General features: G+C 73.6%; 9 protein-coding genes and 1 pseudogene. 1 reads left to right on the plus strand and 9 read right to left on the minus strand.

Features of this window, described 5'->3' with window-relative positions; all coding sequences use genetic code 11:
* Window positions 1-377, plus strand: a pseudogene (locus ABEA42_RS04185) (inositol-3-phosphate synthase); the annotation flags it as partial.
* Between the two features lie 97 nt (window positions 378-474).
* Here ABEA42_RS04185 and ABEA42_RS04190 read toward each other — a convergent pair.
* The 9 genes from ABEA42_RS04190 to ABEA42_RS04230 are packed head-to-tail and all read right to left on the minus strand — an operon-like array spanning window position 475 to window position 17,092.
* Complete coding sequence (locus ABEA42_RS04190; protein WP_345501396.1) at window positions 475-2,868, minus strand: transglutaminase domain-containing protein; 2,394 nt, start codon at window positions 2,866-2,868, stop codon at window positions 475-477.
* A complete protein-coding gene (locus ABEA42_RS04195) occupies window positions 2,865-4,361 on the minus strand; it encodes a DUF58 domain-containing protein (RefSeq protein WP_345501394.1) in 1,497 nt (498 codons plus the stop codon). Before ABEA42_RS04195 ends, ABEA42_RS04190 begins: the two co-directional genes overlap by 4 nt.
* 14 nt (window positions 4,362-4,375) lie before the next feature.
* Window positions 4,376-5,344 (minus strand): AAA family ATPase, encoded by a 969-nt coding sequence (locus tag ABEA42_RS04200; protein ID WP_345501392.1) that lies wholly within the window; start codon window positions 5,342-5,344, stop codon window positions 4,376-4,378.
* 49 nt (window positions 5,345-5,393) lie between these two features.
* A complete protein-coding gene (locus ABEA42_RS04205) occupies window positions 5,394-11,732 on the minus strand; it encodes an Ig-like domain-containing protein (RefSeq protein ID WP_345501390.1) in 6,339 nt (2,112 codons plus the stop codon).
* Between the two features lie 12 nt (window positions 11,733-11,744).
* Window positions 11,745-12,515, minus strand: a complete 771-nt coding sequence (locus ABEA42_RS04210; protein ID WP_345501388.1) for a hypothetical protein — start codon at window positions 12,513-12,515, stop codon at window positions 11,745-11,747.
* Window positions 12,512-14,107 carry a serine/threonine-protein kinase gene (locus ABEA42_RS04215; protein ID WP_345501386.1) on the minus strand — a complete coding sequence of 532 codons (1,596 nt, stop codon included), beginning with the start codon at window positions 14,105-14,107 and terminating at the stop codon, window positions 12,512-12,514. Before ABEA42_RS04215 ends, ABEA42_RS04210 begins: the two co-directional genes overlap by 4 nt.
* Complete coding sequence (locus ABEA42_RS04220; protein ID WP_345501384.1) at window positions 14,104-15,807, minus strand: FHA domain-containing protein; 1,704 nt, start codon at window positions 15,805-15,807, stop codon at window positions 14,104-14,106. The genes ABEA42_RS04215 and ABEA42_RS04220 overlap by 4 nt, the downstream gene beginning before the upstream one ends.
* The gene (locus ABEA42_RS04225; protein ID WP_345501383.1) at window positions 15,804-16,622 is read right to left on the minus strand and encodes a PP2C family protein-serine/threonine phosphatase; all 819 of its coding nucleotides are present in this window, start codon (window positions 16,620-16,622) and stop codon (window positions 15,804-15,806) included. The genes ABEA42_RS04220 and ABEA42_RS04225 overlap by 4 nt, the downstream gene beginning before the upstream one ends.
* Window positions 16,619-17,092, minus strand: a complete 474-nt coding sequence (locus ABEA42_RS04230; protein WP_345501381.1) for a hypothetical protein — start codon at window positions 17,090-17,092, stop codon at window positions 16,619-16,621. Before ABEA42_RS04230 ends, ABEA42_RS04225 begins: the two co-directional genes overlap by 4 nt.
* Window positions 17,093-17,144: the final 52 nt, after the last annotated feature.

A 17,144-nucleotide genomic window follows, 5' to 3' on the forward strand; every position in this document is an offset into this window, starting at 1 on the left:
CCAAGACCCAGGCCGTCACCTCCAACCTGACCGGCGCCCTGGCCGGCCAGACCGACAGCCGCAACGTCCACATCGGCCCCTCGGACTACGTCGCCTGGCTCGACGACCGCAAGTGGGCCTACGTGCGCCTCGAGGGCCGCGCGTTCGGCGACGTCCCGCTCAACCTGGAGTACAAGCTCGAGGTCTGGGACTCCCCGAACTCGGCCGGCATCATCATCGACGCCATCCGCGCGGCCAAGATCGCCAAGGACCGCGGCATCGGCGGCGCCCTCATCAGCGCCTCCTCCTACCTGATGAAGTCCCCGCCCGTGCAGCGCGAGGACACCGAGGGCCGCACCCGGCTCGAGGCCTTCATCGCCGGCACCGAGGAGCGCTGACCCCAGCACTCCCCGTAGCCAGAAGGGGCACCACCCGTCCGCGGGTGGTGCCCCTTCTGCCGTCCCCCTCCCCCGACTCCGGTGGGCCAGGGGTGGGTCAGCGGGCGGTCCGGCTGAACAGGGGACGGACGTCGACGTCCGAGCGCAGCCGCCGCCAGAGGTCGGCCTGTGCCCGCAGGTCGCCGCGCACCTCGTCGGCTGCGCGGAAGAAGCCGGCGGCGTCCTCGTCGGACGGCTCGCCCGGCCCGAAGACGTGCGCGTCGGCCCGGCGGGCCAGCGGCAGGGTGTCGACCGGCCCACGCAGTGCGCGCGCCTGTTCGAGGCGGGTGGCGCGGTGCGGGGGCCGGTGGCCGTAGGAGCGCGCGCTGGCCATGAGGTCGGCCCAGGTCCACGCGACGCGGGTGGCGGTGGGGCCTCGGGTGGCGTGCCGACGGCGACGCCAGGACTTCAGCGCGCGCACCAGCCAGTAGAGCGCGGTGAGCACGAGCAGGGGCAGCAGGACGTAGAACACGAGCCACCGCACCCACCACGGCCAGCTCGAGGGGTCGAGCAGCTTCTTCGGGGGCTTCTTGAGGTTGGTGGCGTTCTGGGCCTGGTCGGGTCCCTGGAGCACGCTCGGCGGGCTGAGCCCGGCCGGCGGGGGCACCAGCGCCCCGACCTTGCGGTCCTCGACCTTGGTCTGCAGCTCCCGCGGCTTCTTGTTGCGGTCGGGCAGGAAGCTGTCCTTGAGCACGGGCACCCACGTCCCGAGGCTGTCGCGGACCTCCACCCAGGCGTGCACGTCCTCGCCGGTGACGGTGCCGCTCGCGGGCATGATCGCGCCCATGACGACGCGGGTCGGGATGCCGAGCCGGTTGCCGACGAGGGCGAGGGTCGCGGCGTACTGCTCGTCGTTGCCGGCCAGCTGCGCCAGCCCGGTGAAGCGCGAGAGCCGGCCGATGCTGTGCCCGGGCAGGTAGTAGCGCTCGACGGAGTTCTTCGTGCCGCCGTCGGTGTAGGCCCCCTCGCCCTGCATCACCTTGGCCACGGCGCGGAACTGCGCCCACGGGTCCGGGGCGTCGCCGGTCCAGGCGTCGAGCTTGGCGTCGAGGAAGCCGGTGTCGACGTCCTCGACCAGTGACCCGGCGTCGACGCCGAGCGAGGCCGGCATCGTCGCGGGCGTCGGCGGCACGAAGGCGGTGAAGGTGTAGGAGTCGCCGCCCTCGAGGCGTGCCGGGACCAGCGCGGTGTTGGTGTCGATGTTGAGCCAGAGCCTCGAGGCGAGCTCGTCCTCGCGCCGACCGCCGAACCTGACCCCCGTCACGGTGCCGGCCGTCGGCAGCCACACGTCGCCGTACCCACCCTCGGGCACGGTGACCTCCACGGTGGTGCGGCGCCCGGGGCCGCGGGTGGACACGCTCTCCCCCACCTGCTGGAACGAGGCCCCGGCGGTGGCGGTCCCGGTGTTGGCGCGGTCGGACGCGCCCCAGACCGAGCCGTCGTAGGAGTCGAGGGTGGCGAAGCGCAGCGGCGTCCCGGCCGGCAGGCCGCTCACCTGGAGCAGCGGTGTGTGCCAGAGCTTCGCGGGGTTGGGCTCGGTGTACCGGCGGAACCCGGCCAGCGGGCTCGGGTACGCGGCCACGTCGATGGGTGGGACGACGTAGGACCTCGCGACGAGACGGGTGGTGGAGCCCCCACCGGGCAGGTGCGGGCCCACGAGGTAGCCGGCGAGCAGGGCCACGCCGACGAGCGCGGCGCCGATGCCCTGCCGGGTGCGCTGCCCGGAGCCGTTCTGCAGCCGCGAGCGCGAGCGCGCCGCCCGGACCACCATCCAGCCGATGCCGAGCACGGCGAAGACCGCACCCTGGACGGCGAGGGCGGCCGGTTCGAGGGTGCCCAGCACGATGACCAGCGCGAGCACCGCGAGGGGGGCGACGAGCACGGCGTACGGGGTGCGCCAGCGCCGCGCCACGGCGTAGGTGAGGCACCCGCCGAGCAGGGCCACGAGCAGCGGCAGGGCGAGGAGCTCGGCGGTGGAGTCGACGGGCGGGAGCAGCGTCACCAGCCGCTTCCACCCGTGCACGCTGGTGTCGGCGAGGTCGGCGAACGTCCTCCCGCTGGGCAGCACCCCTCCGACGAGGTCGCGGCGCACGGCCAACGGCCCGCCGAGCAGGAGGTAGAGGACCGCCACGACGGCGAGGGGCACCGCGAGAGGCAGGCGCAGCGCGCTGGTGACGTGCGTGACGAGGATGCCCAGGAGCAGCCCGACCGCCGCCGGCAGCACCCAGGCGGCACCGGCGAAGTCGGTGCGGAACCCCACGAGGGCCACACCGACCAGCGCCGCCGTGAACGCGGCGTCGACCAGGGCGTCCCGGGTCGGCCGGAGCGCGCCGCCCTGCTGCCCCGCGGCGACCCGTGCGCGGGTGGCGGTCCACGAGCTGCGGGTGCGCGTGCGACCGGGGGCCGTCGCGTCCCGGGAGGGCCCGGTGGTGTCGTCGGGGCGCGGGCTCATGCCAGCACCCCGCTGGCGAGGACGGCCCGCAGGTCTTGGATGCGGCGGATGTTGAGGCGGGTGATGTCGCCGAGGTGCTGCACGCCGGTCCGCTCGAGGGCGTCGACGGTGAGCACGACCTTGGTGACCTCCACCTCGAACTGCGCCAGCGCCCGCTGGGCCTCGATGAAGGGACGTCGTGGACCGGTGAGCAGGACGACGACCGAGGTGTCCGGGGCCAGCGCGTGGGCCTCGGTGCACCGGCCGAACACGTCCGACGGCCCCAGCTCGACGCGGGCCAGGGCGTCGAGGGTCAGGGCGGCCGTGGTGCGGGAGGCCGTCTCGCCGCGGCACACCACGGTCGTGTCCTGCTCGTCGCGGATCGCGCGCAGGGCCAGTGACGCCGCAGCGCTGATGACGGTCTCCGCCTCGTCCTCCCCGCCTTCGTACTGCTCCGGGTCGGCGTCGACGACCAGGCACAGGTGGGAGCGGCGGGTGTCGAGGAACTGCCGCACCAGGAGCCGGCCGGCCTTGGCCGACGACCGCCAGTGGATGTAGCGACGGTCGTCGCCGGGCTGGTACTCGCGCAGGGCGTGGAAGGCGAGGTCGGACATGGACAGGTCCTGGGTGGTCTCCCCCTCGAGGTCACGCAGCAGGCCGGCGCCCAGGCTCTCGAGGGAGACCGTGCGCGGGTGGACGTAGAGGTCGGTGACGTCGGTCCAGCGCTCGGTGCGCCGCACGAGCCCGAGGGGGTCGCCCTGGACGGTGCGCGCGGGGCCGACGGGGATGACCCCGCGACGGTGCGTGGGCACGACGAACAGCTCCTCGTGCTCCTTGCCCGCCCCGAGCGCCGGCAGCGTGAACCGGGCGGCGGACACCCCCACCGGGAGCTCGACCAGCAGAGGCAGCATCCCGCGCCGGGAGGCGTTGGTGACGGTGATGCGACCGGTTGCGGGCTCGCCGACGCTCACGCGTACCGGTTCCAGCTCGGTGCTGATGGCCACCCGGGTGCGGCCGACGGCCAGGAGCACGCAGCACAGGAGCAGCGCGAACGCGGCGGCGGCGATCATCAGCCACTCGGTCCAGCCGGTGAGGCTGCCCACGACCCAGCCCACGACCCCGAGCACCAGGACGGCCCAGCCGAGGGGCGAGACCCAGCGCAGGAAGCCCAGCACCGGTGACCACGCCGGGCGGGTCCGGTCGCGCAGCCGCAGCACGCGGTCCCTGACGCCCTCGGGGACCGCGGGCACGGTCAGCCCGCCCGCTCCGGTGAGGCCGGGGACGCGCACGGCCGGCAGCCGCAGCGCCGGCAGGGACCAGCCCCGTCGGGCACCCTCGCGTCCGGCACCCTCGCGCGGGCCACCTCCGCGTCGGGCACGGCGGGGTACGGCGCGGTCGGTCCGCCGCCCCGGTCGCCGGTCGGCGGACCGTCCCGTGCGCAGGTCGGCGCGACGGACGGTCCGCTCCTCCTCGGGTGCGGGACCGTCCGGGTCGGGCCCGGTGGGTGAGCTCATGGTTCCTTCGGGGCTCAGGCGGCGCGCTCGGCGGGCGGCGCGACCTCGCCGAGGATCTGGGAGATGACCTGGTCGACCGTGGTGCCGGCGAACTGCGCCTCCGCGGTGAGCAGCAGCCGGTGGCACAGCACCGGGTTCGACAGCATCTTGATGTCGTCGGGGATGACGTGGGTGCGCCCCTGGCTGGCCGCCCAGGTCTTGGCGCAGCGCACGAAGGCGAGGCACCCGCGCACCGACAGCCCGAGCTTCACCGAGACGTGGCGGCGGGATGCCTCGGCGATCTGCGAGATGTAGGCGAGGATCGCCGGGTCGACGTGCACCTCGTCGGCCAGCGCCGCCATGTCGGTGACGACGCTGCTCGTGACCACGGCGCCGAGCGCGCCGGCCCGGTCGCGGACCTTGGCGTCGGCGAGGACGGCGACCGTCGCCTCGAGGTCGGGGTAGCCCAGCGAGGTCTTCATGAGGAACCGGTCGAGCTGGGCCTCGGGCAGCCGGTAGGTGCCGGCCTGCTCGATCGGGTTCTGGGTGGCGATGACCATGAAGGGGCGGCCGGCCTCGTGCCGCACGCCGTCGATGGTGACGTGGGCCTCCTCCATGACCTCCAGCAGCGCGGACTGCGTCTTGGGGGAGGCCCGGTTGATCTCGTCGGCGAGGACGATGTTGGCGAAGATCGGCCCGGGGTGGAAGTCGAACTTCTGGCTGCTCGGGTCGTAGATCGTCACGCCGGTGACGTCGCTCGGGAGCAGGTCGGGCGTGAACTGGATGCGGGTGTTCGTGCCCTTCACCGTGCCGGCCAGCGCCCGCGCGAGCTGCGTCTTGCCGGTGCCGGGGAAGTCCTCGAGCAGGATGTGCCCCTCGGACAGCATGCAGGTCAGCGCGAGGCGGATGACGTGGTCCTTGCCGAGCACGGCCTTCTCGACGTTCTGCACCATCTGGGTGAACGCCTGCTCGAACCACCGGGCCTGCTCTGGGGTGACGCTCATCGGGTGGTGCCTCTCGTGTCTGCGGGTGGTACGGGCTGGGCGGGGACCTTCACCATTGGAGGCTCCCCGTGTCGCTCTGTCCGGTCCTGGAGCAGGTGGCGCTCACGGTGTCGCCGGTCTGCCCGAAGAAGTTGTTGCTCTCCTTGGTGGCGTTGCCGCCCATGCTCATGGACGTCCAGCCCCTGACCGTGGCCCCGTTCTTGCGGAAGCTGCAGGTCACGTTGCCGCCGAAGTTCGCCGTGCGTACGGCGATCCAGTAGCAGTTGGAGCTGGTACAGGAGCCGGTGCCGACGCAGGCCCGCTGTGAGCAGGACTTCCCCTTGAGCACGGTGACGGTGGGGCCGGCGTCGGTGTGGCCGCTGACCCCCGCCCCCGGGGAGCGCCCTGAGTCCACCGCCACCGCGTACACCGTGACGGAGTAGGTGGTGTCGAACTTCGCCTCGGTGTGCGACCACGACCGGGCGCTCGCGCCCAGCGTGGCCAGCCTCGTGCCGCCCCGGTAGACCTGGAACTGGGTCGCCGCGCGACCGTTCTGGCTCCACGACCACTTGTAGGTGATCGTCCTGCCGCTGGCCGTGTACCCCGCCGAGCGCGGCGCGTTCGTCGGGCCGTACGGGTGGATGGTCACCCCGGCAGACCAGGGCGAGGGGCGTCCGGCGGTGTTGATGCCGCGGACCTTGAGCGTCTGCGACCCCGTGCCCAGGTTGGCACCGATGGTCAGCGTCGGGGTCACCCTGCCCTCCGGGCAGCTGCAGGCGACCGAGCCGCTGCGGCCACCGCTGGTCCACTCCACGCGGGAGTAGCCGTTGGCGTTCGACTCGTTCAGCTGGACGGTGAAGGTCGCGCCGTAGTTGGCCTTGGGGGTCTGCGCCTTCAGGCCGGTCGGCGTCTGCGGGTAGCCGGTCGGCTTGATCGAGGACGTGTTGGTCCGCGGCGACTCCTTGGAGGCGCCGTTGGTCGCGGTGACGGCGTACGTGTAGGTCGAGCCGCTGTAGGGGACGTTGGAGTCCGGGTAGGACGTGCTGTCGGGCGAGGCGCGGCCGACCTCCGACCACGGGCCGCTGTCGGTGCGCCGGTAGACCGTGTAGCGCACGAGGTCGGGACCGTTGGGCGACACCGGGTTCCACGACACGCGGACGGTGGTCGACGAGCTTCCCGCGGCAGGAGTGGGCACCGTCAGGCCAGGTTTGCCGACGGCCGGCGGGGTGCCGGCGGACTGGAGCTCGACGACGGGGCCGTAGGGACCGGCGCCGAGGTCGTTGCGGGCCCGGACGGACACCTTCTGCTTGTCGTTGTTGGTCAGCCCGGAGATGGAGGCGCGGAGGTTGTCGCCCCCGGCGACCGAGACCGTCCGGGCGACCCCGGTCGTCGCGTCCTGGAACTTCGCGACGTACCCGGTCACGGCGCTGCCCTTCTGGGCGGGCTTGGACCAGGTCACGGTGAGCGTGCCGTCACCACGGGACACCAGGCTCACGCCGCTCACGGGGTTGGGCAGGGTGTCGGGACGGACCGGGCCGGCCTGCGCGCTCGGCGGGCTGTCGCCGACGGCGTTGGTGGCCACGACGGTGAAGTAGTAGGGCTCACCGTCCTGGAGTCCGCTGATCGTGCACGGTGAGGCGGTGCACCGGACCGACGTCGCCCCGGGCCCGCGGCCCCTGACCGTGTAGCTCGTGATGGGGCTGCCGCCGTCGAAGGCCGGTGGGTTCCACGAGACACGGGCCGTGCCGCCGTTGACGCGGTCGGCGACGGCGCCCACCCCGGTCGGCGCGAGCGGCTTGCCGAGCACGCTGACTGTGCCGCGCCCCACGGCGTTGCGGCCGGGTCCGTCCGAGACCGAGACGGCGACCGAGCCGGTGCCGGAGGCGTCACCGGAGGCGCTGACCGTGAGGGTGCAGCCGCTGAACCGGGTCGTGAGGCCCTTCCCACTTTCGATCCGCGCCGAGCCGATCGAGCACGTCGGCTTCTCCAGCGGCGAGTCGAGGTAGGAACGCAGGTCGACGGCCTGCGACGAGCCGGCCCGGAGACCGGCCACCGCGAACGGTCGCACCCGCGGCGGTGGGGCGGTGGGCAGTGGGTCGCCGTTGCGGTCGGTCACCTGCTCGGTGGGGTCGTTGGACAGGCCGAGCACGTTGACGCGCAGGTAGGAGACGGCACCGCCCTTGGGCTGGATGCGGACACGCCCGTTGGTGCTGCTCGGGGCATCGGCACCGGCCCGCAGGTCGACCTCGCGGCCACCCTCCCCGTTCTGGGACAGGTCGACGCCGCGGGACTGCGGCTCCCACCTGGCCTCGAACGCGACCTTGTCGAGGGTCAGGCCGGGAGGGAGCCAGGCGTGGCAGAGGGTCGGGATGTCGAGCTGGCGAGGGCGTCCCGCGGCGACGAGGGACACGGCGAAGTCGGGACAGGAGAGCAGGGGCACCTTGGGGCCGATCTGCACCGGGATCGAGACGTACGCGGTGCGGAAGTCCTTCTGGTCCACCGACTCCTGGTCGGTGACCTCGACCATCACCGCACCGGGACCGACGTAGCCGTGGGACGACGTCAGGGTCAGCGAGTTCTTGCCCTCGTTGGCCGCTGCGAGGTCGTCGGACGGTGACGCGCTCAGGGTGTCGGGGGTGGTGATGCCGATGACCCGTCCACGCGGCGACTTGACGTAGTCGCCGAGCGCCACGGTCCTGGTCGAGTCGGGGTCCATCTCGATGAGCGCACCGCTGACGACGTACGGCAGGCCGTGGTCGCCGGTCGGCACGTAGACCAGGGCCATGGCGGTCTGGCCGTCCTCGTCGGTGATGACGTAGGGCACCGTGTAGGGGTGGTCGAGCACCTCGACCCGGACGTGGTTGTCCTCGATGGTGGCGTGGGTGGACAGCACCGACCTCACCGTCAGCTGGCTCGCGTCGCCGTCGACGTCACGGTCGTTGGCGAGGACGTCGACCAGGGTGGTCGTCTCCCCCGGCTTCGGCTTGGCGGTGTCGTCGACGGCGACCGGCCGGTTCTTGAAGCCGGCCACGGGGCGCACCGTGATGGTCGACCGCGACGGGTCGAAGACACCGTTGTCGATGCCGTAGGTCAGCGTCTGCGCGCCGGCCTTCACCTCGGGCACGGTCCGCCGGAACGTCGACGACGCCGTGTCGACCTTCCAGCCGGAGAGCGCCTCGGCACTGTTGAGGTCCTTGTACTGCAGGTCGACCGAGTCGCCGCGCGCGATGAGGTCGTTCTCGGTCGGGTCGACCGTCACCGTCTTGCCCGGGGCGGCGCGCACCTCGTCGAGGACGGCCACCGGCGGCTGGGGGTCGCCCGGGGCGACGACCCCGATGCGCACGAACCCGGTGCTCTTGCCGCCGAACCGGTCGGCCACCGTGTAGTGGAGCACCTCGGTGCCACCGGCCCTCGGGTAGGCCTCGTACTTGATGGTGGAGGCGCCGATGCCCGTGACCCGGCCCAGGCCGAGGTCGAGCGCCTGGCCGTTCTCGCCGGCGATGCCCTGCACGGTGACGCTGTCGCCGTCGGGGTCGACCCCCGTCGTCGGCACCGTGATGGTGAGTGGCTCGCCGGCCACCACGCTCGCCGAGAAGCTCTTGGCCACCGGCGCCTGGTTGGGGTTGGCCGTCCCGGGCAGCGGCTTGACCGTGACCGTCACCCGGCCGCTGCGTGACTTGCTCTCGTCGCCGATGGGGTACGCGGCGTACTCGATGGTCACCGTGCGCTCGGTCGTGACGGGGGTCCGGACGTCGGGGACGTAGCGGATGAGGTTGCCCGAGGCGAAGGCGTTCTGCGGCTGGCCGCGGCCCAGCACCTTGACGCTCGCGGGGTCGAGGACGAGCGGGATGCCCTCGGCCATCGAGTCGTTGTCCAGGACCGGGATGCTCACGCTGTCCTGGTCGCGCACCACGGCGGTGTCGTCCTGGATGATCGGCAGGGCCTTGGGGTCCGACGGCCGCTGGGTGACCGTGAGCTCGCCCGTGGTCGCCTTCCTCCCGTCGCTGACGGTGTAGTGGACGGTGCCGGTGCGGGGCCTGGTGCCACCGGTGAACGGGTCGAGCGCCTCCACCCGGACCCAGCGCCCCTGGTAGATCGAGGGCCGCAGCCACTGGTCGGCAGAGTCGACCGAGACGCTGCGCGTCACGAGCACGTCCGCGCGGGGCGAGTAGTCGTTGGCGAGGACGTCGGCCATGACCGGGGTCTGGTCGCGGACCGTCGTCGAGTCCGGCACCGCGACCGGCGGGGCGTCGGGGTCGGGGTCGTCGATGAGGTCGACGCGGATCCGCCCCGGGGCGACCCCCTGGCCCACCTGCGCCGCATACGTCAGCTCGTAGGTGCCCTTGCTCGCCCCAGTGATGGTCACGACGCCGGTGTCGAGGTCGCTCTGGACGTCGAGCTGGCTGGTCGCGCGCACCTCGGTGGCCAGCCGCATGCGGGCATCAGGCTCCTCCGGGTCGGCGCCGGCGATGTCGTTGCCGAGCGGCTCGACCTGCAGCGGCTTGCCCACGACGCCCCGGACCACGTCGGGCTGCGTCTGGGGGGCGCGGAACTTGCTGCCCGCCCCCAGCACGGCGAGGGTGACCTTGCCCTGGGTGGTCCCGCCCCGGCCGTCGTCGGCGACGTAGGGCACCGCCTGGGAGCCGGCCTTGCTGCCCGCCTGGACCACGAGGCGGCCCAGGCCGTCGACGAGGCTCCCCTCGCCGGCGGGCTGGATCGTCACCTGGTCGTTCTCGGGGTCGCGCCAGTCACCGACCACCTGGACGGGCAGCCGGCCGCCGGCCACGACCGGGTACGGCGTGGTCGTGAGCCTGGCGCCGCCCTCGCGGACGAACGGCGGGGCGTTCTCGGCGTCGTCGACGACCGTGACGGTCACGGTGGCCCTCGGGTGGGCGGCGGCGGTGCCGTTGTTGACCTGGTAGGAGAAGGAGAAGGACTTCGCCTGCGGGTGCTGGGGCACGGACACGTCGACGGACTGGCCGTCGCCGGACACCGTGGCGGTCACACCCGCGGACTCGGGCTGGGTGACCTCACCCGGGGCGATGGCGAGGATGGCCCCGGCGCTGTCGGTGTCGTTGTCGAGGACGTGGAGCTTGGACGTGCGCCCCGGGCGGACCTTGAGGTTGTCGGGCTCGGCCTTGGGCGGCTGCGGCGTCGTCGTGTCGTCGACGACGTTCTTGTCCTTGTTCTGCGACTTGTCGTCGGCCTTGCTCGGGGGGATCACCGAGTCCCAGTTGTCGACCTTGACCGGCTTGGAGTCCAGGTCCCAGGCGTTGCCCGTGTCGAGGTCGTTGAGCACGATGAGGTTGCGGTTGGTGCGCAGCTTCATGCCGTCGGTGAGGGGGACGTCCGCGGGGCGCTCGAGGATGCCGGCCGTCACGGCCTGGTCCTGCCCGCAGTTGGCGCCGTAGTAGGCCCGCGCGGTCTGGGCCCAGGCTGCGTGGACGCAGTCGCCGAGCCGTACCGGTCGTGACACCTTGGGCTGCTCGGCCCCCGGCCCGACCTCGCTGGGCACCCGGACGCCGCCCTGGCCGGGGTCGCCGTCGAGCCCGACCAGCTTGAGCTCGGTCGTGGTCTCGAGCGCGACCGAGCCCGAGGCCGGACCGGGCTGCTGCAGGGCTGCGTACGCGAGGCCGCCGGCGCGGTCGGCGCCCCCGGGCACCGGCTTGTCGAGCCCGTGGGCGAAGACCTGGTCCTCACGGGGGTCGTAGACGACCCAGCGGGTGCCGACGGCCGTGATGTCGACGGCGGGTGCCTGCACGCCGAGCTTCTCGGTGACCGGCGGCCCGAACCCGGTGCCGAGGGCCGGCAGGGAGACGACCGTCCCCTTGGCCCCGGAGACGACGTGCACCCCACCGGAGGTGTCGACCGCGAGCGCCGCCACACCCCCGACCGTGGCGATCGGCTTGGCCGTGGGCGACAGGGTCAGGCCCGACAGCGGGGCGCGGGGGCTGACCCGCTGGGCCCAGACCTTGCCGGTCGCCGGGTCGACCATGGCCAGGGTGCCGCCACGCAGGTCGACGGTGGCGGGCACGTACTCACCGCCCACCGCCTTGGCCTGCGGGGGCGCCTGCACCGCCGACGCCGAGTCGAGCCGGCCGGTGACCGGGTCGATGGGGACCACCTGGTTGGTCGCCCGCGTGAGCCCCGCGACGGCCGCACCGTCCTGGAGCAGGTCGAGCCCCGAGCCCGGCGCGACGTTGGCCTGGATGCCCGCGTCGAACTGCCGGGCCGCCTTGTTCATCCGGGCGAACTGGCTGAAGTTGCTCGCGGAGACCCAGACGCCGCCGTCGTTGAGGTCGGCCTCGTGGACGGTTTCGCCCCTGGACTGGACCGCGAAGAAGGCAAGGCTGGACGCGGCCAGCGCCACGACGACCCCTGACGCGACCCCTGCGCGCCGGCGTGTCACCGGACTCATCTCCTAGGTCCCCCGTGGTGGTGCGGTCGCGTCGTGCGGGTGAGTCGTCCCCGCACCGGTGGTGTCGTGGTCGAGCGCGTCGAGCAGGGCGAGGTCGGCCTCGGTCACCAGCCGGGTCGACAGGGCGTGCTCGACCAGGCGGGCCTTGCGGTTGCTGGCGAGCTTCCCCGGCCCACCGTGCAGTCCACGAGTACCAGCATCGGCGAGCTTTTGACAGACATTGTCCAGTTTTCGGTTGAACTTCGTGACCTTCCAGCCCAGCCGCGCAGCTGCGTCCGCCGACGACGGGATCTGGCCGGGAGCTGAGTACGACCGCCGCAGCAGCCCCTCGCAGAGGGCGACCATGAGCAGCTTCTGGTCGGGGGTGAACGTCACGCGCCCGACCGTCGTCTCACCCGTGGTGTCGTCCTCGGCGACGTCCTCGGTGCCGGTCGCCGTGAAGGCCGGGGTGTCGACGATGATGTCGAAGTCGTAGGTCGTCGGGCCGGCGGTGAACCACACGGTGAACCGCTCGAGCGCGAGTGGGATCCGGGCACCGGGGTTGAGCCACGCCTGGAACAGGCCCTTCTTGTCGGCCACCGTCGCGGTGAGGGTGGTGCCGACGTTGGTGAGCCACCAGAGGCCGCCGTCCTCGACCACCTGCAGGAAGCTGCGGTGGAGGAACGGGTTGTCGTCGATCTCGACGTCGCCGGTGCGCCCGATGGTGAGCGGCGTCCCCTTCGCGGCGGCGAACTCCTCGCCGCAGAACTCGACCGTCACGCCCCCAGTGCTCACTTCGCCCTCCCGCACGTCGCTGCCGAGTACTCCGAGGTCGGACCGCTGCGGTTGACCTGCACCTGCGCGCACACCTGCTTCCCCTTGGGCACCTTGACCGTGAAGGTCGCGTCCCTGAGCGGTCCCTTGCCGACCGCGGCACCCAGCCCGCTCGTGTCGCCCGCGGTGCGGACGAAGAACGTGTCGGCCTTCTCGGGCGCGAGGTAGGTCCACGTGAAACGGACCGCGCCCGCGACGGGCACCGCCTCGAGGGTGGGCGTGCTCGGCACGTCGAGGGCGAGGTCGTCGCTCTGGCTCGCCACGGTCTTCGGGGTGTACGACGGCTCCCCTGCACCGCCCCGGCCGAAGAGCTGCGACGCCAGGAACACGACGGCCACGACCACCACGGCGATCGCCGCGAGCGTGACGGCGGGGTTGCGGCCGGCGGCCGGTGCAGCCGTGGGCTCCTCGGTGGGGGTACGCGTGCCGAGCCGGTCGCGGCTGACCGTGCCCCCGGCGTCGGGCAGGTCGGGGGCTGGGCGCTCGTAGGTGGCGTGCGTGCCTGCCGCCGCGACACCTTGGGCGCCGGTGACCGCGGTCGTGCCGCCCACCGACCGCGGTGGGCGTGGCGGGGCGGCCGGCGCCTGGCCCTGGACGGACTGCGGGGCCCGGACGCGGGTGCGGTCGTCGTCCGCCCCGGGCGCCGGGGCGCTCTGGTCGGCGAGGGTGGTCTGGCCCTGCTCGTCGAGGACGACGATGGCGGTGCGGGAGAAGCGCTGCTCCTGCTCGATCTCCTGCAGGGAGCGCGCGAACGCCAGCGCGCTCTGCGGCCGGGCGTCGGGGTCCTTCGCCATCGCCTGGGCCAGCAGTCGCTCGAGGGAGGCAGGCACGTCCGCCCGCCCGGTGGGCGGCACGGGTGCGGTGCGGATCCTCGGCATGAGGCCGTAGGCGGAGTTGTCGCCGCCGGGCACCTCGAACGGGGAGCGCCCCACGAGCAGCTGCCACAGCGTGGCGGCGAGGGAGTAGACGTCGGCCCTGGCGTCGCCGTTGGACTGGCCGAACAGCACCTCCGGCGGCGCCCACGGGACGCTGACGCCCACGTCGTCCTCGTCGTCGTCCGCGGCGCCGTGTCCGAGCTGGCCGGCGATGCCGAAGTCGGTGAGGCCGGGCGCCCCGTACTGGCTCACGAGCACGTTGGCGGGCTTGATGTCCCGGTGGGTGATGCCCGCGCGGTGCGCGGTCTCGACCGCGCTGGCGAGCTGGATACCCGTCCGGAGCACGTCCTCGACGCCGAGCCGCTCGGTGCGCGAGCGCATCGCGAGGTTGGGCGGCGGGTAGTACTTCATGACCAGGTAGGGGCGGCCGTCGGTGGACGTGCCCGACCGGAACACCTGGACGATGTAGGGGTGGTCGGCGAGCTGGGCCATGGTGTCGGCCTCGTCGCGGAACTGGCGCCGGATCGCGTCGGTGAGCCCCTCGCCCTTGAGCACCTTCACCGCGACCCGCATGCGCGGCATCTGCTGCTCGTAGAGGTAGACGTCCGCATAGCCACCGGACCCCACGAGCTCGCGGAAGACCAGCCCCTCCAGCTCGGGAGGGGTCGCCACGGTCACGACGGCACCTCGTAGGTGAAGGTGACCTCGTCGGCCATGCCCACCACGGTGCCCGGCTCGACCACCTGGCTGTCGCTGGGCCGCAGCCGCACCGGCTGCTGCCCGGGCAGCGCCACGGTGGTGCCGTTGGTGGAGCCGAGGTCGCGGACGAGCACGTGCCAGCCCTCGAGGACGATCTCCACGTGGTTGCGGGAGATGTCGTTCTCGCGGCTGACGACGCGCACGAGGTGGGGTCGCTGGGCCGGGGGCAGGTCGGCGTTGACCCTCGGCGCGCGGCCGAGCAGCACCCCCCGGTCGAGGGTCACGACGTCGCCGGTGGACAGGCGGAGCGTCCCGAGCGGCGGCCGGGGCGTCTGGAACGGCTGCTGCGGCGGGATGTCGCGGTCGCAGACCCGGCAGGTCACCGCGTGCGGGGGGCTCGGGTGGCCGGCGGGGCACAGCACCGCGAGCACGATCGGCCCGCGCGGGATCGAGCCGGTGGCGGTCACCGGCAGGCTCGCGCGGTCGACGGTGGCCGACTCCACCTCGGGGGCGGCCGTGTCCTGCGGCGCCTCCGGCGGGGGCGGGGTCGGGTCCGACGGGACGCCCGCTCGAGCGGGGGGCGCCGGCGGGGCGGCGACCGCGTCGGCACTCGTGGTGCCGCTGCGTCCGGGCATCTGGACCGGCGCCTCGGCGGGCTGCGCCCCCCAGCCCTGCACATCCGGGCGCGGCTCGACCGGCGGGGACGCGGGTGCGGGCGCCGGGGACGGTGCGGCCGCGACGGGTGGGGTCGGTGCGGGTGGGGTCGGGACGGCGGGCACCACCGGCACCTGCGTGGTCGGGGTGGCCGCCGGGGCGGGGTCGTCGGCCGGGGCCACGTTGCTGCCGCCGCGGCGCCACGGGACCGACTCGATCAGCCCGCTCCCGGGGGCCGGTCCACCTGTAGCCGGCTCCTTGACGGGGGCGTCGGCCGGCGGGTTGGCAGGGCGCCCCTGCTGGGTGTGCTGCGGCGGCGGGAGGGTGTGCTCCGTGGGCCGCGGGTCGGGCTGCGCCGGGGGACGGTCGACCCCGGCGGCCTCCTCCATCGGGACCCGGCCGATGGGTGGCTCCTGCAGGGTGCCGGTGTCGTGGTCGGGCAGGAACGGCGGGGAGCCCGTCGAGCCGGGTGCGCCGAAGAGGTAGTCGTACCCCGGCACGTCCTGCACCGACGGCGCGTCCTGCGCCCCGGAGTCGGTCGCCGCGCCGGCGGGCGGGGGTCCCCCGCGTCGCAGGCGGGCCGGCAGCTGCCACCCCTTGGCGCCGCCCGGGGAGCTCAGCTCGCCGTCGGGGAGGGACGTTCCCTGCGGCGCGGGGAGCGGCTCGCCCGAGTGCAGGATGAGCACGGTGGTCCCGTCCGGGGCGTCCTCGTCGGCCCACGGACCCCGCCGCGCCGCGCGGATCTCGACCTCACCGTCGGGGGTCGGCATCACGGCGTACGCGGTGCCGCGGGCCACGACGCGCACGGGCGCACCGTCCTGGACCGCCACGAAGTCCGGTGTGGTGCGCACGCCGTCGCGGGTCAGGGCGTCGAGCAGGTCGTCGAGCTCGCCCGACCCAACCGCTGCGCGGGCGCGCACGACGACGTCGTCGGAGTCGCTGCCGCGCACGAGGGCGAAGACGCCACCGGCCGAGATGGCGGACCATCCCGGCTGGTCGGGGGCGTGGAAACGGACCTCCGTCACGTCGCGGTCCTCCTGACCTCGCTGCGCGGCGCGGTGTCGACGTCGAGGTCGTCCGCGTCGTCGTCGCGGCGGTCGAGCGCCACGACCACCACGGTGACGTTGTCGCGGCCGCCGGCGTCGACGGCCGCCTCGACGAGCGCGGTGGCGGCACTGCCGGGGTCGTCGTGCTCGGCGAGGACCGCCGCGATCTCCCGGTCGCCGAGCTCGCCGTTGAGGCCGTCCGAGCAGATGATGAACCGCTCCCCCACGTGGGGCGGGAAGACCCACAGGTCGACGGCGGGCATGGTGTCGGCGCCCAGCGAGCGGGTCACGACGTTGCGCAGGGGGTGGCGGGCCGCCTCGGCCTCCGTGATGAGCCCGGCGTCGACGAGCTCGCGGACCTCCGAGTGGTCGACGGTCACCAGCTGCAGGCGCCCGTCGACGAACCGGTAGACCCGTGAGTCGCCGACGTTGAAGACGGCCCAGTGGGTGGACCCGCCGGCGCTGACGACGGCGAGCCCGGCGGCGGTCGTCCCCATACCCGTCTGCTCGGGGTGGCGCGCCACCGACCGCAGGATCCGGGCGTTGGCCTCGGTGAGCGCGGCGACCAGGTCGTCGCGGACCAGCACGGTGCGCTCGGACAGCCCGCGCAGGCACTCGACGACGATCGCGCTCGCCACCTCACCCGCCGCGTGGCCGCCCATCCCGTCGGCGACGGCGAAGACCGCGCCGTCGGTGGTGAGGTCGTCCTCGTTGTGGCCACGGACGCGGCCGACGTCGGTGGCCGCGCCGACGCGCAGCGCGAGGCCGGACAGGTGCACCTCCCGGGTGCTCACCGGGTCACCCGGACGGTCTGCATGAGCTCCTGGATGGTGGCGTACTCGTCGGCCACCTGCGGGCCACCCACCGAACCGGTCACCTGGATCAGGTCGACCACCTGGCCTCGCCGGGCCCCGGCGAACAGGTGGGCCTGGACCACGTCGCCGACCTGCTCGTCCGTCCACGACACGTTGACGCCCACGAAGGGAACGGTGTCGATCTCGACCTCGAAGGGGTCGTCCATCTCACCGTCGGGCCGCTCGCCCACGAACGCCTTGAGCTCGGCGAGCGCCCGGCCGATGGTGAACTCCGCCGAGCGCGTGAACCCGCGGACGACCAGGTTGGGGGCGAACGTGCCCACCTGCTCCGCCCGTCGCGCCGCCAGCAGCGTGCCGGGGACCCGCACCGGCGACCACCCGTCCGGGATGTCGACGGTGACCGAGGGCGGGCCGGGGAACTGCTCGCTCGGGTACTTCAGGGTGGGCATCGGGACCTTTCGGGGTGCTCAGTGGCCAGCGGCCTGGCCGACGACCGCACCG

The sequence above is a fragment of the Pedococcus ginsenosidimutans genome (genome assembly GCF_039544395.1).
GTDB classification, from domain to species: Bacteria; Actinomycetota; Actinomycetes; order Actinomycetales; family Dermatophilaceae; genus Pedococcus; species Pedococcus ginsenosidimutans.

What these genes read in the sequence shown, in the direction of transcription:
- ABEA42_RS04200 (WP_345501392.1), bottom strand. Translation starts at nt 5,344, where the DNA reads ATGAGCGTCACCCCAGAGCAGGCCCGGTGGTTCGAGCAGGCGTTCACC.
- ABEA42_RS04190 (WP_345501396.1), bottom strand. Translation starts at nt 2,868, where the DNA reads ATGAGCCCGCGCCCCGACGACACCACCGGGCCCTCCCGGGACGCGACG.
- ABEA42_RS04195 (WP_345501394.1), bottom strand. Translation starts at nt 4,361, where the DNA reads ATGAGCTCACCCACCGGGCCCGACCCGGACGGTCCCGCACCCGAGGAG.
- ABEA42_RS04230 (WP_345501381.1), bottom strand. Translation starts at nt 17,092, where the DNA reads ATGCCCACCCTGAAGTACCCGAGCGAGCAGTTCCCCGGCCCGCCCTCG.